Source organism: Sinorhizobium numidicum (genome assembly GCF_029892045.1).
GTDB classification, from domain to species: domain Bacteria; phylum Pseudomonadota; class Alphaproteobacteria; order Rhizobiales; family Rhizobiaceae; genus Sinorhizobium; species Sinorhizobium numidicum.
Genome location: NZ_CP120368.1, coordinates 2,681,179 through 2,699,599 on the forward strand (window position 1 = coordinate 2,681,179; position 18,421 = coordinate 2,699,599).

General features: G+C 62.3%; 19 protein-coding genes. 8 read left to right on the plus strand and 11 right to left on the minus strand.

The features are described from left to right. Position 1: 1 nt before the first annotated feature. From PYH37_RS24060 to PYH37_RS24080, 5 genes are all read right to left on the minus strand, one after another. On the minus strand, positions 2 to 343 hold the full coding sequence (locus PYH37_RS24060; RefSeq protein WP_280733967.1) for a tRNA-binding protein: 342 nt from the start codon (positions 341 to 343) through the stop codon (positions 2 to 4). Between the two features lie 89 nt (positions 344 to 432). Further along, a complete protein-coding gene (locus tag PYH37_RS24065) occupies positions 433 to 1,344 on the minus strand; it encodes a LysR family transcriptional regulator (RefSeq protein ID WP_280733968.1) in 912 nt (303 codons plus the stop codon). A 330-nt stretch (positions 1,345 to 1,674) separates the two neighbouring features. After that, on the minus strand, positions 1,675 to 2,499 hold the full coding sequence (gene proC / locus PYH37_RS24070; RefSeq protein WP_280733969.1) for a pyrroline-5-carboxylate reductase: 825 nt from the start codon (positions 2,497 to 2,499) through the stop codon (positions 1,675 to 1,677). Position 2,500: 1 nt separating this feature from the next. After that, positions 2,501 to 3,001 carry a type III secretion system chaperone family protein gene (locus tag PYH37_RS24075; protein ID WP_280733970.1) on the minus strand — a complete coding sequence of 167 codons (501 nt, stop codon included), beginning with the start codon at positions 2,999 to 3,001 and terminating at the stop codon, positions 2,501 to 2,503. 501 nt (positions 3,002 to 3,502) lie between these two features. Further along, a complete protein-coding gene (locus PYH37_RS24080) occupies positions 3,503 to 3,763 on the minus strand; it encodes an accessory factor UbiK family protein (RefSeq protein ID WP_280733971.1) in 261 nt (86 codons plus the stop codon). A gap of 219 nt (positions 3,764 to 3,982) precedes the next feature. On the opposite strand from PYH37_RS24080, the gene lgt reads away from it, so the two are divergent. The 6 genes from lgt (at position 3,983) to PYH37_RS24110 (ending at position 10,310) form a co-directional block, all read left to right on the plus strand. Then, complete coding sequence (gene lgt, locus PYH37_RS24085) at positions 3,983 to 4,828, plus strand: prolipoprotein diacylglyceryl transferase (RefSeq protein WP_280733972.1); 846 nt, start codon at positions 3,983 to 3,985, stop codon at positions 4,826 to 4,828. A gap of 12 nt (positions 4,829 to 4,840) precedes the next feature. Further along, positions 4,841 to 5,944 (plus strand): class I SAM-dependent methyltransferase, encoded by a 1,104-nt coding sequence (locus PYH37_RS24090; protein ID WP_280733973.1) that lies wholly within the window; start codon positions 4,841 to 4,843, stop codon positions 5,942 to 5,944. A 228-nt stretch (positions 5,945 to 6,172) separates the two neighbouring features. Then, positions 6,173 to 6,967, plus strand: coding sequence for a peptidoglycan editing factor PgeF (pgeF, locus tag PYH37_RS24095; protein ID WP_280733974.1), 795 nt, complete (start codon positions 6,173 to 6,175; stop codon positions 6,965 to 6,967). A gap of 1 nt (position 6,968) precedes the next feature. Further along, on the plus strand, positions 6,969 to 8,120 hold the full coding sequence (locus PYH37_RS24100) for a M24 family metallopeptidase (protein WP_280733975.1): 1,152 nt from the start codon (positions 6,969 to 6,971) through the stop codon (positions 8,118 to 8,120). Between the two features lie 99 nt (positions 8,121 to 8,219). Then, positions 8,220 to 9,062 carry a hypothetical protein gene (locus PYH37_RS24105; RefSeq protein WP_280733976.1) on the plus strand — a complete coding sequence of 281 codons (843 nt, stop codon included), beginning with the start codon at positions 8,220 to 8,222 and terminating at the stop codon, positions 9,060 to 9,062. A 315-nt stretch (positions 9,063 to 9,377) separates the two neighbouring features. Continuing rightward, complete coding sequence (locus tag PYH37_RS24110; RefSeq protein ID WP_280733977.1) at positions 9,378 to 10,310, plus strand: ribose-phosphate pyrophosphokinase; 933 nt, start codon at positions 9,378 to 9,380, stop codon at positions 10,308 to 10,310. A 25-nt stretch (positions 10,311 to 10,335) separates the two neighbouring features. Here PYH37_RS24110 and PYH37_RS24115 read toward each other — a convergent pair whose 3' ends face one another. The 6 genes from PYH37_RS24115 to PYH37_RS24140 form a co-directional block, all read right to left on the minus strand. Then, positions 10,336 to 11,373, minus strand: coding sequence for an aldo/keto reductase (locus PYH37_RS24115; protein ID WP_280733978.1), 1,038 nt, complete (start codon positions 11,371 to 11,373; stop codon positions 10,336 to 10,338). Between the two features lie 288 nt (positions 11,374 to 11,661). Further along, positions 11,662 to 12,492 carry an isocitrate lyase/PEP mutase family protein gene (locus PYH37_RS24120; protein ID WP_280733979.1) on the minus strand — a complete coding sequence of 277 codons (831 nt, stop codon included), beginning with the start codon at positions 12,490 to 12,492 and terminating at the stop codon, positions 11,662 to 11,664. Positions 12,493 to 12,571: 79 nt separating this feature from the next. After that, entirely contained in the window at positions 12,572 to 12,946 is a 375-nt protein-coding gene (locus PYH37_RS24125) for a DUF779 domain-containing protein (protein WP_280733980.1), read from the minus strand. An 86-nt stretch (positions 12,947 to 13,032) separates the two neighbouring features. Further along, a complete protein-coding gene (gene adh, locus PYH37_RS24130) occupies positions 13,033 to 14,541 on the minus strand; it encodes an aldehyde dehydrogenase (RefSeq protein WP_280733981.1) in 1,509 nt (502 codons plus the stop codon). Positions 14,542 to 14,647: 106 nt separating this feature from the next. Further along, positions 14,648 to 14,818 carry a hypothetical protein gene (locus PYH37_RS24135; protein WP_280733982.1) on the minus strand — a complete coding sequence of 57 codons (171 nt, stop codon included), beginning with the start codon at positions 14,816 to 14,818 and terminating at the stop codon, positions 14,648 to 14,650. 72 nt (positions 14,819 to 14,890) lie between these two features. After that, a complete protein-coding gene (locus PYH37_RS24140) occupies positions 14,891 to 15,847 on the minus strand; it encodes a helix-turn-helix domain-containing protein (protein ID WP_280733983.1) in 957 nt (318 codons plus the stop codon). Positions 15,848 to 16,100: 253 nt separating this feature from the next. Here PYH37_RS24140 and PYH37_RS24145 point away from each other — a divergent pair, with 253 nt between their 5' ends. Together PYH37_RS24145 and PYH37_RS24150 are read left to right on the plus strand one after the other, a co-directional pair. After that, positions 16,101 to 17,282: a benzoate/H(+) symporter BenE family transporter gene (locus PYH37_RS24145; RefSeq protein ID WP_280733984.1), complete on the plus strand. Its 1,182-nt coding sequence runs from the start codon at positions 16,101 to 16,103 to the stop codon at positions 17,280 to 17,282. A gap of 156 nt (positions 17,283 to 17,438) precedes the next feature. Beyond that, complete coding sequence (locus PYH37_RS24150) at positions 17,439 to 18,059, plus strand: 50S ribosomal protein L25/general stress protein Ctc (protein ID WP_280733985.1); 621 nt, start codon at positions 17,439 to 17,441, stop codon at positions 18,057 to 18,059. Positions 18,060 to 18,421: the final 362 nt, after the last annotated feature.

Sequence of the window (18,421 nt, forward strand, 5' to 3'; positions counted from 1 at the left end):
CTCACATCAGCTTCCTGCCGTTCGGGACCGGCCTTTCAGTGCCGGCAAGCACGATCGCGCCCGCCTCGTCCTCGAAGCCGAGTGTCAGGACTTCAGAGCGGACCGGGCCGATCTGGCGCGGCGGGAAATTGACGACGCCAAGCACCTGGCGTCCGACCAGATGCTCCGGCCTGTAGTGCACCGTGAGCTGCGCGGACGATTTCTTGACGCCGATCTCGGGGCCGAAATCGATCTGCAGCTTGTAGGCGGGCTTTCGCGCTTCCGGAAAGGCCTCGGCCTCGATGATCGTGCCGACGCGGATATCGACACGTTCGAAATCAGCAAAATCAATCACGTCCGACATCACAATCCTTTACTGAGAAAAATTCTAAGCGCGTCTGGCTTAACGCATCCTGGCGAATTTCGGAAGGCTGCCGGCGACGACCTCCGCCTTTACACCTGCGCAGTCTGCGTCCACGTCGGATGCGCAAACTGTTCGGCGAGGAAATCGACGAAAACGCGCACGCGCGGCGACAGGAATCGGCGGTGCGGGTAGACCACACTGATCGGCTCGGCCTCCGCACGGTTGCAGTCGGTGAGCACCGGTTTCAGCCGGCCAGCTCTGATGTCCGGCCCGACGAGCATCTCCGAAAGCCGCACGATCCCCATGCCGGCGAGCGCGAGCCGGCGCAGGGCTTCGGTGCTATTAGTCTCTATGGAACTGCGGATGCGCATCGCCCGGCGACCACCGGTTTCGTCGAACTCCCACACGTTGAGGCCGCCGCGGGAGGTAATGCCGAGACAGACATGCCGCAGGAGGTCGTCGGGCTTCTCCGGAACACCATGGCGCTCAAGGTATTCGGGCGCCGCGCAAATGACCCTCCGATTGGGGGCAAGGCGGCGCGTGACGAGCGTGGAATCGCTTTGCGCCGCCACCCGCACCGCCACATCCGCGTCACCGTTCATGAGGTCGACGACGGCGTCGGTGAAATCCAGTTCGAGTTCGATTGCCGGATAACGCCCGATGAAGGCCGGCAGCATCGGTACAATCAGCCGATGGCCGAAGGCGCTCGGAAGACTGACGCGCAACCGGCCGCGCGGCTCGGCGCCCGGCTGGATCGCAAGTTCAGCCTCCTCCATGTCGCTGAGGATGCGGCGGGTCGACTCCGCATAGGCGTTCCCCTCCGCCGTAAGGCTGATGCTGCGCGTCGAGCGCTGGAGCAAGCGCACGCCGAGTCGGGCCTCGAGCCGCCCGATGATCTTGCTGACAGCCGACGGCGTCATCCGCATTCGCCGGGCAGCCGCCGAGAAATCGCCCTCCTCGACGACGGCGAGAAACACCGCCATGACCTCCTGTCGGTCCATCGCATCTATTCCGATTCGTCACAGATAAACGGAAAATAACATGGATTATCGTGATCAACGACAGGCCGTATCGTTCTCTGAACTCAAATGGTCATAAAGGTGAAAACGATGAACGAGCAGAGGCGTGATGATATCCCGGACAGCCTGCAGCTTCATGCGCTGGCACGCCGCCAACGCAGCGCCGCCATCGGTCAATTCTGTCTTTGGGCGATCCGCTCGGCGCTACGGCTCTTGTTCGGATACACGGAGACCGCCCGTCGTGATGCGCATTCGCGGAGACAGGCCGCTGGCGGCTAACCTCGAGTAATCTCGCCATTGGCCCGGATTATCCTACGCGGAGCCAGCCAATTCCTCGGCACGCTTGCGTGCGGCGGCAATCGCCTTGTCGAAGAGCGGCTGCATGCCGCCGTCCGCCATGAGGATAGCGAGTGCAGCAGCCGTGGTTCCGCCCGGAGACGTCACGTTCTGACGCAGTCGCGCGGCGTCATCGGGGGACTGATGCAGGAGTTCACCAGCCCCCGCGACGGTTTCCCGAGCAAGCCGCATGGCGAGGTCCGCCTCGAGGCCGGCCTTGCGCCCGGCCTCTGCCATGCACTCGACGAGATAGAAAACATAGGCCGGACCACTGCCGGAAACGGCGGTCACAGCGTCGATATCCGCCTCGGTCGCCAGCCATTCGACAGGGCCGCTGACCTTCAGCAGATCGTGGACGAGCGCACGCTGCGCTTTCGTCACGCCGGCGTTGGCGAAAGCGCCCGTGACCCCACGCCCGATCATGGCAGGGGTGTTGGGCATGGCCCGTACCGTCGCGGTGTCGCCCAGGTGGCGCTCGATGAAGGCGAGCGTCTTGCCTGCTGCAACGGATACGACCACGGTCTCAGGGCCGACCAGACCTTTCAGAGGCGGCAACACCGCCTCCATGACCTGCGGCTTGACGGCGAGGAAGATCACGCCTGCCTTGACGGCTTCGGGCGCGGAGGTTGCATGGCTGACGCCATTGTCCGAGATCAGTTTTGCCATTGCCGGTGGCGGACCCGGATCGATGACGAGAATATCGCTGCCGCGTACGCCGCTCTTAAGCCAGCCGCCGAGCATCGCCCCGCCCATGTTGCCGGCGCCGACGAGAACGATCGGGCCTGAAAGGGCTATGGTCATCTCATGCCTCTCCAACGGTTTCGAATAGCACCGCATCGACCGCACGCTGCGCATCCATGCCGGACCAGACGACGAATTGGAACGCTTGGAAATAGGATTCGCAGGCGTCGAGCGCGCTCGATAATAGCACTTCGACCTGCTGGTTCGTAGGTTCCGCACCGCCTGAAAGCAGGAGGGACTGGCGGAAAATGACGACTTCCTCCTGGCGCCAGAGATCGAAATGCCCCATCAACACCTGACCATTGATATGGGAAAGCAGGCGGATAACCTCGTTTACACGACTGTCCGGCACCTTGATATCGAAGGCACAGGCGAGATGCAGCGCCTCGAACTCCTCCATCCAGGAGAAGGAGACGTGATAGTCCGCCCACTTGCCCTCCACCGTCATGGCAATCTCGTCTTCGCCGGACCGCTCAAACGACCAGTCATTGTTGGCAGCGACGAACTCGATCATATCGACCGGGTTGGACTGGCGCTCGACTTCCATTTCCAAAAGGCTCATGCATCACCCTAAAGGCGCGGCACAGGCGTACGCAGTCACGTTCGCAAGACGCAACACTGCAAACCCAATACCGGATACGGACACACTATGATTGCTGGACCCACGGCCATCCTGGCTTACTTACCCTGCCCGGAGCTTGCGTGATCCGTTTCGAATCATCATTTAAAATCAGTGTATAACGGCAGAGTCAGCCTGCCAGCCCCTCAACCGAAAAATTGCAGAGGAGAGCGGCACCCCTGCTTGCGTTTTCGATTCAGCAGGGATGCTTAAGCGACTCTGCCATAAGGCTTTTTTGGCAGTGTCCACAGGTGGAAAACTTTTGAGATTTTGACACTCGGACCCGGAACGACGAGGGTGCGACGTGGTTTTTCCGCCGCCATCGCGCCACACCGGGAATCGCGAGCATCACGGGCGACGCCTCCCCGCGGCGGGCACGCTTGAAGGTCGTGCCCGCGCGGATCGGCATCGGGGCAAACAGGGCCGCAAAAAGCGCGGCCGATCTTACTTGCCCACCTCGGCGAGGCGTGCCTCGAGCGCTGCGATACGGGAAAGCAGCGCTTCATTTTCCTCGCGCGCCTTCACGGCCATCTCCCTGACGGCCTCGAATTCCTCGCGCTTGACGACATCGAGCGAGTTCAGAGCCCGTTCGGCCTGGGCTCGAAACGCCGTTTCTACCTCGTGCCGGACACCCTGGGCTGCGCCCGCGGCATCGGTCATCAGCTTGGCAAAATCATCGAGAATGCGGTTGGCTCCTGTGCTCATCGTCCTGATCTCCGTTCCGGCCAGCGCGTCACGCGCGGTGCGATCCATGGATTTCAGGTAGGGTCCTCGAGGAAACGATGCAAGGAAAATAACGGCGAGCGCGGCTTGAAGACGATGACGGCGGCTTGACCCCGCCGAATTCGATCGCCATGTTCCGCCAAACAATCGGCCCGGCCAAAACAATCGCCTGGCACGAGGCAAGACCCACGAGACAAAACCTTGGAAACAATCGCGACCCGCCTCGCCATCCTCCCCTTCCCCGAAATCGACCCCGTCATCTTCACGATCGGGCCGCTCGCCGTGCACTGGTATGGTTTGGCCTATGTCGCCGGCATCCTCCTCGGCTGGCTCTACGCCCGGCGCATCATTCAGAACCAGGCGCTCTGGCGCGACAGCACGCCCGCGCTCAACGCAACGCAGCTCGACGATTTCCTGCTCTGGGCGGCGGCGGGCATCGTGCTCGGCGGACGCGTCGGCTATATTCTCTTCTACGATCTCGGCTCGGTCCTGCAAAATCCGATCCGGGCGATCGAGATCTGGAACGGCGGCATGTCATTTCATGGGGGTCTTCTCGGGACGACGCTGGCGATCATCATCTTCGCCCGGAGGAACGCCATTCCGATTTGGAGCCTGCTCGATGTCGTGGCCGCCGTCGTGCCGATCGGCCTCTTCTTCGGCCGCGTCGCCAATTTCATCAACGGCGAGCTCTGGGGCAGACTGTCTTCGATGCCGTGGGCAATCGTCTTTCCGACCGGAGGACCTTTCCCCCGCCACCCGAGCCAGCTTTACGAGGCGGCGCTCGAGGGTATTCTGCTGCTCTCGGTCCTCGCTTATCTCGTATTTCGCCGCAAGGCGTTGAAGACGCCGGGCCTGATCTGCGGCATATTCGTGTGCGGCTACGCCGCCAGCCGCATTTTCGTCGAATTCTTCCGCGAACCGGACGCGCAGATCGGCTATCTGGCGGGTGGCTGGCTGACCATGGGCATGCTGCTTTCCTTGCCGATGGCGCTCGCTGGCATATGGGCCATTGCCAGGGCGCGCCGGGCCGCAGCAGCCGCCGCTTAACTGGACGGGTGCATGACGAATCCTCTCGCGGACAAGATCAAGGCGCTGATCAAGGCCAATGGGCCGATCAGCGTCACCGACTATTTTTCCCTTTGCCTCGCCGACCCACAGCACGGCTACTACCACGCACGCGAACCCTTCGGCCGGGCCGGCGATTTCATCACCGCGCCGGAAATCAGCCAGCTCTTCGGCGAAATGATCGGCATTTTCCTGCTGCACGCGTGGCAGCAGCACGGCTCGCCCGAGCATGTGATCGTCGCCGAAATCGGCCCTGGCCGCGGCACGATGATCTCGGACATGCTGCGCGTCATTCGCCGCCTGGCGCCAGACCTCTACCGCTCGGCAGAGGTGCACCTGGTGGAAACCAGCGAACGGCTGCAGCAAGTCCAGGCAGAGACCCTTGCAGAACATGACGGCAAGGTGCACTGGCACGCAAGTTTCGATACCCTGCCCCCAGGTTTTTTGCTCTTGGCGGCAAACGAGCTTTTCGACGCGATTCCGATCCGCCAGTTCGTTCGCACCGCCGAGGGCTTCCGCGAGCGCGTGGTGGGGCTCGATGCCGACGATCAATTGAGTTTTGGCGTCGGCGTCGCCGGCATCGATCCCTCACTTCTGCCCTCGCCGGCGCAATCGGTCGCGGAGGGCACGATCTTCGAGATCGCCCCGGCGCGCGACGCGGTAATGGCCGCTCTTTGCGAACGTCTTCGGACGAGCGGCGGCACGGCGATCATCATCGATTACGGGCATCTCTCGACCGGCTACGGCGAGACGCTTCAGGCCGTCCGCGAGCACCGCTACGACCCGCCGCTCGCAAATCCCGGCCGGGCGGACCTGACAAGCCACGTCGATTTCGAGCAACTGGCAAGCCGGGCCAAGGCGGAAGGCCTGCAGGTCAACGGCCTTGCCCGTCAAGGCGACTTCCTCGTCGGCCTCGGCCTTCTGCAACGCGCCGCAGCCCTCGGTCGCGGCAAGGATGAAGCGACTCAGGAAAACATCCGCGCCGATGTCGAGCGGCTCGCAGGCGCCGGCGCCGGAAAGATGGGCGAGCTGTTCAAGGTGCTGGTTGTCAGCAGCCCCGAAGTGGCTTTGGCGCCGTTTCGAAAAAAGGCGCCATAGCTCCGAGACACGGGAACGCGGGTGGCATTTTCGCCCGCCTTTCGTGCCAACTTTGGAACAAGATGCAACGCCCGTTTTGGAAGGAGTTCGGAACCTGGCAGCCGCTCGGCGATTGACAGGCCCGGCACGCCGGGTCAACATCACGCCGGCAAATCAGCCGCAAATCACCGGGCCGGACGCGCCCTCAATTCCAATGAAGCTTAGAAAATACAAGGGCGTGAACACCGAATGCAGGACGATGCCTCGCTTTCCCCTGTGCAGAGCCCGCTCTTCGGTGCCAAGGTGGGCCCAGCGATTGCGCATGGCTATTTTACCCGCGAGGGTGGCGTGTCGGAGGGCATCTATCGCGGCCTGAATGTCGGCCTCGGCTCCAATGACGACCGGGAACGCGTCAGCGAAAACCGTGCCCGGGTCGCCCGCTGGTTCCATGCCGAGCCGCGGCGCCTCGCCACCGTGCATCAGGTTCATTCGCCGGACGCGGTCGTCGTGGACGGCAGCTATGACGGCTCGCGGCCGGACGCCGACGCACTGGTAACCGCGACGCCCGGCATCGTCCTTGGCGTCCTTTCCGCAGACTGCGGGCCGGTCCTTTTCGCCGATCCGGAAGCAGGCGTGATCGGCGCCGCCCATGCCGGATGGAAGGGAACACTCGACGGCATCCTCGAAAGCACGATCGAGGCGATGATTTCGATCGGGGCACACCGCGAGCGGATCATCGCCTGCCTCGGCCCCTCGATCAGCCGGCAGCACTACGAGGTCGGCGCCGAATTCGTCGATCGCTTCCTCGCGGCCGACGACAGCTACGCGTCGTTCTTCAGTCCGTCCGGACGAAACGGCCATGCTATGTTCGATCTGCCGGGCCTTACAACCCGGCGGCTGGCTGAGGCAGGGGTGGCGGCGGAAAATCTCGACATCTGCACCTATGCGAACGAGGAACGCTTCTTCTCCTACCGCCGCACCACGCACAGGCGGGAACCCGACTACGGCCGGCAGATATCCGCGATTTGCATACGGGAGGTTTGATATGGCGCTTCACTTCGCCGAAGAGGAATATGCGGCCCGCCTCGCACGGCTCACGGCCAAGATGCAGGAGGAAAAGCTCGACGCCATGCTCCTCTTTGCGCAGGAGAGCATGTACTGGCTGACCGGATACGACACCTTCGGCTACTGCTTCTTCCAGACGCTGGTCGTCAAGAAGGACGGTTCCATGGTGCTGCTCACGCGCTCGGCCGACCTGCGCCAGGCGCGTCACACATCCAATATCGAGCGCATCGAAATCTGGGTGGATCGGGTGAATGCCGACCCGGCCATGGACCTCAAGAACCTGCTCAGCGAACTTGATCTTCTCGGCTGCCGCATCGGCGTCGAATACGACACTCATGGCATGACCGGCCGAACGGCGCGCCTTGTCGACCATCAGCTCTCCACCTTCGGCGAACTCATCGACGCATCGCTGCTCGTAAGCCGCCTTCGTTTGATCAAGAGCCCGGCGGAAATCGCCCATGTCGAAAAGGCGGCGAGCCTTGCCGACGCGGCGCTGGAGGCCGCACTACCGCTGATCAGTCCTGGCGGCAGCGAGGCCGATATTCTCGCGGCCATGCAGGGCGCGGTCTTTGCCGGCGGAGGCGACTATCCGGCCAACGAATTCATCATCGGCTCCGGCGCGGACGCCCTGCTCTGCCGCTACAAGGCGGGCCGGCGCACGCTCGATCCCAACGACCAGCTGACGCTGGAGTGGGCCGGCGTCAGCGCCCATTATCATGCGGCGATGATGCGCACGATCGTGATCGGCGAGCCCACCAACCGCCATCGAGAACTCTACAGCGCCTGCCGCGAGACGATCCAGGCGATCGAAATGGTGCTTCGACCCGGCAACACCTTCGGCACGGTTTTTGACGTTCACGCCAAGATCATGGACGAACGCGGCCTCGCCCGCCACCGTTTGAATGCCTGCGGCTATTCACTTGGCGCGCGCTTCTCGCCGTCCTGGATGGAGCATCAGATGTTCCATGTTGGAAATCCGCAGGAGATCGAGCCCGACATGTCGCTCTTCGTGCACATGATCATCATGGACTCGGACACCGGAACGGCCATGACGCTCGGCCAGACCTATCTCACGACGGCCGATACGCCGCGGGCGCTCTCACGCTACGGACTGGACTTCATTTCTGCGTAACGAAATCGTCCTATGCTTTCCAGCGGAGTGAGGACGTGCCCGGCGGTTTTCCGCCAAGGTTCCGCTCCGTGTGTAGAGTCGAGACGGACGGTGGGAACGATGCGAAAGCTGATCATGCCTGTCGCAAGCCTTGGTCTTGCTGCGGCAGTTGCAGGCTGCAACAGCACGGATGCGCTGATACCGCAGGTGGATGTCGGCGGAGGAACCTTCCGCTCGCCCCCGGTGACGCAGTCCGATCTCGACGCCATGTCCACGCAAACTGCTGTGATGCCGGTAGAGAGCGTCCCACCGGGCCGCACGGCTGCCTTCTCGGCACAGCCGAACATTGCCAGCCCGCCGCCGCAATACGCGACCGGCGACGTCGATTACACGGATCCCGCCGGCACGCTGGAAGGCCAGGCGAGGCGGCTTGCGCAGGGCGAGGCGCCAGTTCAGAACAGGCAGGCTGAGAGCGAGCAGACGCCGAGCGAGACGGCGCAAGACGGCGCCGTCAGCGGGCAGCCTGCCGTTGGGGAAGCGACGGCGACTGAGCCGGAAGAGACGAAACAAGCCGCCGCATCGCCGGCCGCAGCCGGTTCCGGCGGCATCCGGTTCCTGCCGATCATCGGCGCGCCGGTCCAGGCGGTGACGCCGCTTTCAAAGCAGCTCGGCGCCGCGGCCCGGGCTGAGGGACTGCCGATCAAGAGCTCCACGGACACCACGAGCGACCATATTCTCAAAGGCTATTTCTCCGCGCTCAATGACGGCGGCAAAACGACGGTCGTCTATGTCTGGGACATTCTCGACGGCAGCGGCAACAGGCTGCACAGGATCCAAGGACAAGACACGGTTGCGAACACGGCGGCCGATCCATGGAGCGCCGTTCCCCCGGAGACGATGCAGGCAATCGCCAGCAAGACCATCGAAGCCTATCTCGAATGGCGTCGAGCTAGCGCGGGATGAGGAAAAGTGTGCGCGGTTTTTCGCCCGCATCCGCTCTAAACTTTCTAGAATCGATCACCTTCTAAGATTTTGGCGGTCGACCAAAATCATCGTGATCTTGGCCCGGTTGACGCAAAGATTTTAGGATAATGACCGCTGCGGCGCAGCATTCCCCTTGCATTCAAGTTCAAGGACGCTAAAAAGCGGCCGATCAGCTCTGAATGGCGGCCATCCGCAAAGATTGCCCGCGATCGGAATGGCTCACGGAATCTGCGTGGACAAACCGCCCCGGACTGGCCCCGGACGGTAACCGCGCCAGCTCAAGGCGGACCGTCAATGAAGGTTTTCGCAGGCAATTCGAACCGGCTGCTGGCCGAAGCGATCTGCAACTATCTCAACCTGCCCCTCGGCAAAGCCACGGTGAGACGCTTCGCCGATCAGGAAATCTTCGTCGAGATCGGCGAAAACGTTCGCGGCGAGGACGTCTTCATCGTCCAGTCCACCTCGTTCCCGACCAACGATCATCTGATGGAACTGCTCATCATGATCGATGCGGTACGCCGCTCCTCCGCCCGCCGCATCACCGCCGTGCTTCCCTATTTCGGCTATGCCCGGCAGGACCGCAAACCGGGCCCCCGCACGCCGATCTCGGCCAAGCTGGTCGCCAACCTCATTACCAGAGCCGGCGCCGACCGCGTCCTCACCCTTGATCTTCATGCCGGCCAGATCCAGGGCTTCTTCGACATCCCGACCGACAATCTCTACGCCGTTCCTATCCTGGCGCGCGATGTCAAGGAGAACTACGACTTGAAGAACGTCATGGTCGTCTCGCCGGACGTCGGCGGCGTCGTGCGCGCCCGAGCCCTCGCCAAGCGACTCGACTGTCTGCTCGCAATCGTCGACAAGCGCCGTGATCGTCCGGGTGAATCGGAAGTCATGAACGTCATCGGCGACGTTCACGGCAAGGATTGCCTCCTCATCGACGACATCGTCGATTCCGGAGGCACCCTCTGCAACGCCGCTGAAGCGCTCCTCAAGAACGGCGCCACCAGCGTCACCGCCTACATCACCCATGGCGTTCTGTCCGGCGGCGCGGTCGCCCGCGTCACCTCCTCGATGCTGAAGGAACTGGTCATCACCGATTCGATCCAGCCGACGACGGCGGTGCAATCGGCGCACAACGTCCGGGTGATCTCGACCGCAGGCCTCATCGGCGAAGCGATCAGCCGCACCAGCCAGGAAGAATCGGTTTCGAGCCTGTTCGACTGAAGCGGCATGCGACCGGTGTGTTGGCCTATTGCCGCTTACCGGCAAGAGCCTGCGCCAGCGGCTGATCGGCGAGATTGTCGATGAACCAGTTCGGGTAGACCGACGCAAGCACGGTCTCGGCATCGAGCGTCGAAATCTCGCTCTCCATCAACCCGAGTCCCACTGCGCCAAGATTGTCTTCGAGCTGATGCGGCTTGGAGGCGCCAAGCAACACGCTCGTCACCGCCTCCTTTGCCAGCAGCCAGGCAATCGCCACCTGCGCCACGCTCGCCCCGTGCGCATCGGCGACCGTGCGCATGCGCTCGACGAGACGGAAGCCCTGTTCCTTGTCGAAGGGCAGAATGTCAAAACCCGAATAGCGGTTGTCCGGATCGCCGAGATTTTCGCGGGTATATTTGCCGGAGAGGAAGCCGGAGGCGAGCGGGCTCCAGACGGTGAGCCCCAACCCGTAGCGCTGCATCATCGGGATCACGTCGCGCTCGACATCGCGACCGACCAACGAATAATGCATTTGGCCATGAGTGAAGTGCGCGAGACCGCCCGCCTTCTGGATCTCGAGTGCTGCCGCCACTTTCCAGGCCGACCAATTCGAAAAGCCGATATAGCGCACCTTGCCGGAACGCACGACCTCATCCAGCGCCGACAAGGTTTCCTCGAGTGGCGTATAAGGATCCTCCTTGTGGGCGATGTAGACATCGATCCAGTCGGTGCCGAGACGCTTGAGGCTCTGCTCGACCGACCACAGGATATGACGACGGGAGAGCCCCGCCTGCGTAAGTGGCATGCCGGTGCGAAAACCGACCTTGGTGGCGATCACCACCTCGTCGCGACGCTTCCTCAGCGCCTCCCCGAGGATCCGCTCCGATTGACCGGACGCGTAGGCATCAGCCGTATCGAAAAAGTTGATGCCGGCGTCGAGTGCCCGCCGGACAAGCGCATCGGCAGCTTCCGCATCCGTCTTGTAGACGGCGCCGATACTGCGGTCTCCCGCGGTGAATGTCATTGCGCCGAAGGCGAGGCGCGAAACCACCAGACCAGTATTCCCGAGCGTTGCGTACTGCATGTCATGCCTCCTCGTTTGTCGGACAGGTTGTGTGGCGGCAGAACCTCCGGATGATCTCTAACGCAGCCCCAATCGGCAAGGCAACGATGACAGCGTCGTGCGTCTTTTCAGATGCACAAAGATCGCTGTAGCACTTTGAATTGCTGCATGTTTTTGTCCTTAAATCGGCTCCGATTTAAGGAACATGCAGTGGGAGGAATCGGTTTCGAGCCTCGACTGAGCTCGTTTCAAGCGAAATCCTGCCATCTTTCGGGCATGGGCGCTGGTCGCGTTTATGCTGCCGTTCAATTATCTTTTTACGTCCAGCATATAGGACGCGGCCTCTCCGGCAGGCATTGCGTCCCTGGAATATGTGAAGGTGCCGTGCTCCTTGACTTCCCGTGCCGCGCGCATGAGCCCTGCAAGGGCCGCCCGCGCAAAGGAGCCACCGACACTGATGCGCTTTACACCCAGTTCCTGCAGTTGTTTGACCGTAAAAGTTTGCCCGGCGAGCCCCATAACGACGTTGACCGGTCGATTGACCGAAGAGCAGACCGTCCGGATTGCTTCGAGACTTGGCAACCCCGGGGCGTAAAGGACATCCGCCCCGGCCTCTTCGAATGCAAGAAGACGCCGGACCGTGTCGTCCAAATCGAGCCGCCCATGCAAGAAATTCTCTGCCCGGGCGGTCAAAATGAAGGGGTGCTTGCGGGCCTCTTCTGCCGCGGCGGCAACGCGTTCCACGGCTAAATTAAACTCGAAGACGGGATCGGCGGGGTCGCCAGTGGCGTCTTCAATCGAACCCCCGACAAGACCAACCTCCGCCGCTAAGGAAATCGTTACGGCACAACACTCGGGATCCGCACCGAAGCCGTCCTCCAAATCGGCGGAAACAGGTAAATCGGTTGCTCCAACGATACTCCGGGCATTCTGCAAAACAGCCTCACGCGAAAGAGCCGCCGCGGAATCTCTCCGCCCGATGGAAAAGGCAAATCCAGCACTCGTCGTAGCCAAGGCCTCAAAACCCAGCGCCGCGAGAATGCGCGCAGAACCGGCATCCCACGGATTGGGGATCACAAAAGCCCCCGGACGCGCATGCAATGCGCGGAATGCCTGATGCTTGCTCGTCTGGTTCGCCATGTCCGCCTCTCCTCGCGATTGAAGATAATCAGCGATAGCACCAAACGAACAAAAAGGGAACGCAGCGGCGCGCGGCGGATCAGCCCCGCGGCGGCAAAGCGCAAGCTTCACCGCCGAAGAGGCGTGATCGCGTCAGGAAGCGTTTCTCCCGACCATTGTCGAGAGAGAACATCCCGCCCCTGCCCGGCACGACATCGATGATGACTTGGGTGTGCTTCCAGACATCAAATTGACTGGCGCTGATATAGACCGGCACGCCGTCGATCTCCCCGAGCTTCACATCGTTGTCGCCGACGATGTAGTCGTCTGCCGGATAGCACATGGGCGACGAGCCGTCGCAGCAGCCGCCCGATTGATGAAAAAGTATGTCCGGATGGTCGCGACGGATCTCGCGGATCAGGCCGATCGCCGCGTCGGTCGCGAGTACGCGCGGCTCTCCTCCTTCGTTCGTCATTGCTATCTCCTTATCTCACAAGCAGCAGGCCCCCGATGCGATACCGGGAGCCCGCCGGGTGGATCGCCGGCAGAACCGGCGCGGTATCAGAAGAAGCCGAGCGCTTTCGGGCTGTAGCTCACCAGCATGTTCTTGGTCTGTTGGTAGTGGTCGAGCATCATCTTGTGTGTCTCGCGGCCGATGCCGGATTGCTTGTAGCCGCCGAAGGCGGCGTGCGCCGGATAGGCATGGTAGCAATTGGTCCAAACGCGGCCCGCCTGGATCTCGCGCCCGAAGCGGTAGCAGCGGTTTGCGTCACGGCTCCACACACCGGCGCCGAGGCCGTAAAGCGTATCATTGGCAATCTTCAGCGCCTCGGCCTCGGTCCTGAAGGTCGTCACCGACACGACCGGCCCGAAGATCTCTTCCTGGAAGATGCGCATCCTGTTGTGCCCGCGGAACACGGTGGGCTTGACGTAGTAGCCACCGGCAAGGTCGCCTTCGAGTACATTGCGGCTGCCGCCGGTCAGCACCTCGGCGCCTTCCTGTTTGCCGATGTCGATATAGGCGAGGATCTTTTCGAGCTGTTCGCCTGAGGCCTGCGCTCCGATCATCGTCGCCTGGTCGAGCGGATTGCCCTGACGGATCGCCTCTACCCGCTTTACCGCCCGCTCCATGAAACGATCATAGATGCTTTCCTGGATGAGCGCGCGGCTCGGGCAGGTGCAGACCTCACCCTGGTTGAGCGCGAACATGGCAAAACCTTCGAGCGCCTTGTCGAAATAGTCGTCGTCCTCATTGAGCACGTCCGCGAAGAAGATGTTCGGCGACTTGCCGCCAAGCTCAAGCGTCACCGGGATGAGGTTCTGGCTCGCATATTGCATGATCAGCCGCCCGGTCGTCGTCTCGCCGGTGAAGGCGATCTTGGCGATGCGCGGACTGGTCGCCAGCGGCTTACCGGCTTCGAGGCCGAAGCCGTTGACGATGTTGAGCACGCCCGGCGGCAGGAGGTCGCCCACGAGTTCGACCCAAACGAGGATGGAGGCCGGTGTCTGCTCGGCGGGCTTCAGTACGACGCAGTTTCCTGCAGCAAGAGCCGGCGCAAGCTTCCAGGCGGCCATCAGGATCGGGAAGTTCCAGGGAATAATCTGGCCGACGACGCCGAGCGGTTCGTGGAAATGATAGGCGACCGTATCGTGATCGATCTCGCCTATCGAACCTTCCTGCGCCCGGATGCAGGCGGCGAAATAGCGGAAGTGGTCGATCGCCAGCGGAATGTCGGCAGCCATCGTCTCGCGGATCGGCTTGCCGTTATCCCAGGTCTCTGCCCGCGCCAGGAGCTCGAGATTGTCCTCCATACGGGCGGCAATCTTCATCAGGATGTTCGAACGCTCCGTCGTCGAGGTCCGCGCCCATTTCTCCCGGGCGGAATGGGCCGCATCGAGCGCGAGCTCGACATCGGCCGCATCCGAGCGGGCGATCTGGCAAAGGGTGCCGCCGGTAATCGGTGTAGTGTTCTCGAAGTAGCGGCCGGCGACGGGCTCGCGCCAGTCGCCGCCGATGAAGTTTCCGTATTTTTGCTTATAGGGGTTCTCGACGATCTTCTGGTGCAACATGGCTTCCTCCCTGGAAAAACAGCGTTCCGATTTGCTGTGGAAGGAAGCGTGAGGCCGAATGCGGATTTCCGATAGGGCGGCCCTGCGGCCAGAAGCGCGATCTGTTTCAGAAATGAGACAGGTTCGGCTCGACGACGATGGTGCAATGCAGCAATAGGGTGGAGAAAATCGTGGGTTTTCGCCGGCATCCGTCCCGCACCCCGCTGCCGCGTCCTTCTCCCCGCGCGGGGAGAAGGACCTGCCGTAGCCGCTCGACCTTCGTTACGTCAGTCAGCATTCCCTCTCCCCACCTGCGGAGAGAGGGTTAGGTGAGGGGCATTTCCCTTATTCCCGCGCCTGCAGCACTGCCTCAGCTGAGCGAAAGCCGCTTCATCTTGCGGTAGAGCGTCGCACGGCTGATGCCGAGAAGATCGGCCGCCTTCGAAACATTGCCGTTGGCGCGTGACAGGACGCGGCGCAGGACCGCCCGCTCTGCGTCGGGCAACTCGCCTCCGTCTCCTGCGGCCTCTTCCTGAAGGAGGTCGGAAGCAGGAACGCCGCCGGCAATGCGCTTGTCGTCGAGGCCGAGCCATTGCCGCGCGGCTCGCGTGGCGCCGAGAACGAGATCGTCGCGGTCGACCGCGAGCAGCGCCGGGCCCGGCCGGTCGACCGGAACGAGCACGATGCGTGCGCCGCCGAAGGCGCGCCGGAACAGGTTGGCCTCGATACGGCCGGCGGCGTCACGAACGGCCTGGGAAAGAATAGAAAGCGTTGCCTCCGATGTGTCGTCGCGGCAGGTGGAAACGTCGATCGCAGCAGCAAGGCGCCCGGTTTCATCGCGGATCGGGGCCGTCGCGCAACTGAGCCCGATATTGCGGCTCAGGAAATGCTGGTCGCGTTGGATGACGACGGCGCGCTCGTCGGCGAGCGCCGTGCCGATGCCATTGGTGCCAACGCTTGCTTCGCTCCATACCGTGCCCGACCAGAGGCCGACGCCGCGAAAATCCGCATCGTCGCCGGTCGCGCCGCGGCGCTCGAGCGCAACTCCTTTGTCGTCGGTCAGGAGGAGGCAGCATCCGGCCTTGCCGACGGCGGCGAAGAGCCGGTCAAGCTCGCTCGCGGCTTCCGAGATCAAAGCGCCCGAGCGTTCCCGTGCCTGGTGAAATTCGCTCTCCGTCAGTCGCCAAGGCGAGCGTGATTCCTCCGGTGCCAGCCCGTGAAGGGTCATGCAGCGTCGCCAGGAGGCAGCGACCGGCGAGCTGACGGCGGCCGAGGGCTGATGCGCGATCCGGTAGACGTGTTCCGAATGGTCCACTGCTGCTGGCATTCGCTCCCTCCCTAAAAGCGTCCTCCGGCGGAAACAGCTTTGCCTGATCTCCCGGTTCGGCATACCTGACTCGGCTGCCACTATAGGCATCGGTCGCGCGGAAGGTCCAGCCAGACGAAGGTCGTGCCATCAACCGCGTTCATGAACAGATCAGTCTGGCGGTATCGACACATCCATTGGATGTGCTACTCGGTTCCGGGGCACTAGCTGCGACTCGCCCGCAACATCCGCCCGCAAACTCCGGTTGCCCGCCATGCTTCGTGACTTTTCCGTTCAAAGCCTCTTCATGGGTCTGTTGATCGCCTTTGTCGGCTTCGCAAGCTCCTTCGCGGTCATCCTGCACGGCCTTGCGGGCGTCGGAGCGACCGAGACTCAGGCAGCTTCGGGCCTGATGGCGCTTTCGATTTCGATGGGCATCTGCGCGATCGCCATCAGCGTCGTCACGCGCCTTCCCGTCAGCATTGCATGGTCGACGCCCGGCGCGGCCCTGCTCGCGACGGCGGGAACCATCGAGGGCGGATTCAATGCCGCGGTCGGCGCCTTCCTCGTTTGCGGCCTGCTGATCGTCATCGCCGGGCTTTGGAAGCCGCTCGGCAAACTGGTCTCCTCCATTCCTCCGGCGCTCGCGAACGCGATGCTTGCCGGCGTGCTGATCAGCCTGTGTTTCGCACCGGTGAAGGCGATCGCCTTCAATCCGCTCTTCGGCCTGCCGATCGTTCTCGCCTGGGCAATCGTCGGCAGCATCAACAAGCTCTATGCCGTACCCGCCGCACTCCTCGCCTTCGCCCTCGTGATCGCCTTCGGCATCGAAATGCCGGCTGGCGCATTTGCCGAACTCTCCTCGGCGCTGGTTCCCAAAGCCGAATTCGTCTCCCCAGTCTTCAATACGGCGGCCATGGTCAGCATCGCGCTGCCGCTCTTTATCGTGACCATGGCATCACAGAACATTCCCGGCATCGCCGTGTTGAAGGTCAACGACTATCACCCGAACCCCGGCCCCCTCTTCGCAGCAACCGGCCTCTTCTCGATGCTGAGCGCGCCTTTCGGCGGTCATGCAGTCAATCTGGCGGCGATCACCGCGGCAATGTGCGCCGGCGCCGATTCCCATCCCGACCGTAGCCGCCGCTATTGGTCGGCGATCAACGCCGGCATCGCCTATATCGTTTTCGGCCTGCTTGCCGGTGCCGTCACCACCTTTGTCAGTCTCGCCCCGCCGGTTCTGATCGAGGCCGTTGCCGGCCTTGCGCTCATCGGCGCCTTTGCAAGCTCCGCAATGGCTGCCTTCACCGCGGCGAATACCCGCGAAGCGGCCGCGATCACCTTCCTCGTCACCGCTTCGGGCGTCAGTTTCGGCGGCGTTTCCGGCGCCTTTTGGGGGCTGCTCGCCGGCGGGCTCATGCTCGCACTTTCCCGGTCTACCCGGAAAAAGGCCTGAGCGGCTGCGCGCCTTGCATTTCCAGCCGTTCTCCGCTATGCACCGCGCGTCCGCGCAGACACCCTTGGAGGCAACGCGGATGAAGCCGCCATCGGCGGCTTCAGGTTTTTCCGCTTTTGACGGACGAACTCTCCAAATAACCAGAAAGGTCTATCCATGAGCCAAACAACTTACGAGCTCAAGGCCGAGACGCGCGAACGGGTTGGTAAGGGGTCCTCCCGTGAACTTCGCCGCAACGGTCTTATCCCGGCTGTCATCTACGGTGACAAGCAGGCCCCGCTTTCCATCGCACTCTCCACCAAGGACGTGACGATGAAGATCCACGCCGGCGGTTTCATGACCACCGTCGCCGTCATCGACGTCAACGGCGAGAAGATCCGCGTCCTGCCGAAGGACTATCAGTTGGATCCGGTCCGTGACTTCACAATGCATGTCGACTTCCTGCGTGTCACCAAGGACAGCCGGGTTTCGGTCCAGGTTCCGGTTCACTTCGAAAACGAAGAGAAGTCCCCGGGCCTCAAGCAGGGTGGCGTTCTCAACATCGTTCGTCACGACGTCGAGATGAGCGTCTCTGCCGACAACATTCCGGAGTTCCTGAGCGTTGACCTCACCGGCCTTAAGGTCGGCGACAGCATTCACATTTCCGACGTCAAGCTCCCGGCGGGCGCGACCCCGGTCATCGCCGATCGCGACTTCACGATCGCTACGATCGCCGCTCCGGCCGGTGGTGTGAAGGAAGAGGAAGAAGCGGAAGCCGAGGGGGAAGCAGAAGCTTGATTTCCGCTTGATGAATCGGCGATCGCCGGTCGGTGATCGCGGTTCACAGCCCCGCTACTGCATGTTTCCTAAAATCGGACCCGATTTAGGATAAAAATACGCAGCAGTTCAAAGTGCTATAGCGACCTTGTGCGCCTGAAAAGACGCATGGCGCTGTAGCGGCACTGCCGCCTCAAGAACAACCCGCTCCATGTTGCATGGGGCGGGTTTTCATTTTCTGCCCTGCTCCAGCGTGTCAACTCCGGAAACCATATCGCATGCAAAGCCGGCTCCGCCATTTCATGAAATCTCGGCGTGCAGTTTCAGCAACATTTAAGGATTTGATGATGTTCTGCAGCCGGGGAACGTATCGGTGGCAGTGC

Coding starts and splice junctions, on each gene's coding strand:
- PYH37_RS24060 (WP_280733967.1), bottom strand. CDS start 343: ATGTCGGACGTGATTGATTTTGCTGATTTCGAACGTGTCGATATCCGC.
- PYH37_RS24065 (WP_280733968.1), bottom strand. CDS start 1,344: ATGGACCGACAGGAGGTCATGGCGGTGTTTCTCGCCGTCGTCGAGGAG.
- proC (WP_280733969.1), bottom strand. CDS start 2,499: ATGACCATAGCCCTTTCAGGCCCGATCGTTCTCGTCGGCGCCGGCAAC.
- PYH37_RS24075 (WP_280733970.1), bottom strand. CDS start 3,001: ATGAGCCTTTTGGAAATGGAAGTCGAGCGCCAGTCCAACCCGGTCGAT.
- PYH37_RS24080 (WP_280733971.1), bottom strand. CDS start 3,763: ATGAGCACAGGAGCCAACCGCATTCTCGATGATTTTGCCAAGCTGATG.
- PYH37_RS24090 (WP_280733973.1), top strand. CDS start 4,841: ATGACGAATCCTCTCGCGGACAAGATCAAGGCGCTGATCAAGGCCAAT.
- pgeF (WP_280733974.1), top strand. CDS start 6,173: ATGCAGGACGATGCCTCGCTTTCCCCTGTGCAGAGCCCGCTCTTCGGT.
- PYH37_RS24100 (WP_280733975.1), top strand. CDS start 6,969: ATGGCGCTTCACTTCGCCGAAGAGGAATATGCGGCCCGCCTCGCACGG.
- PYH37_RS24105 (WP_280733976.1), top strand. CDS start 8,220: ATGCGAAAGCTGATCATGCCTGTCGCAAGCCTTGGTCTTGCTGCGGCA.
- PYH37_RS24110 (WP_280733977.1), top strand. CDS start 9,378: ATGAAGGTTTTCGCAGGCAATTCGAACCGGCTGCTGGCCGAAGCGATC.
- PYH37_RS24115 (WP_280733978.1), bottom strand. CDS start 11,373: ATGCAGTACGCAACGCTCGGGAATACTGGTCTGGTGGTTTCGCGCCTC.
- PYH37_RS24120 (WP_280733979.1), bottom strand. CDS start 12,492: ATGGCGAACCAGACGAGCAAGCATCAGGCATTCCGCGCATTGCATGCG.
- PYH37_RS24125 (WP_280733980.1), bottom strand. CDS start 12,946: ATGACGAACGAAGGAGGAGAGCCGCGCGTACTCGCGACCGACGCGGCG.
- adh (WP_280733981.1), bottom strand. CDS start 14,541: ATGTTGCACCAGAAGATCGTCGAGAACCCCTATAAGCAAAAATACGGA.
- PYH37_RS24135 (WP_280733982.1), bottom strand. CDS start 14,818: ATGCTGACTGACGTAACGAAGGTCGAGCGGCTACGGCAGGTCCTTCTC.
- PYH37_RS24140 (WP_280733983.1), bottom strand. CDS start 15,847: ATGCCAGCAGCAGTGGACCATTCGGAACACGTCTACCGGATCGCGCAT.
- PYH37_RS24145 (WP_280733984.1), top strand. CDS start 16,101: ATGCTTCGTGACTTTTCCGTTCAAAGCCTCTTCATGGGTCTGTTGATC.
- PYH37_RS24150 (WP_280733985.1), top strand. CDS start 17,439: ATGAGCCAAACAACTTACGAGCTCAAGGCCGAGACGCGCGAACGGGTT.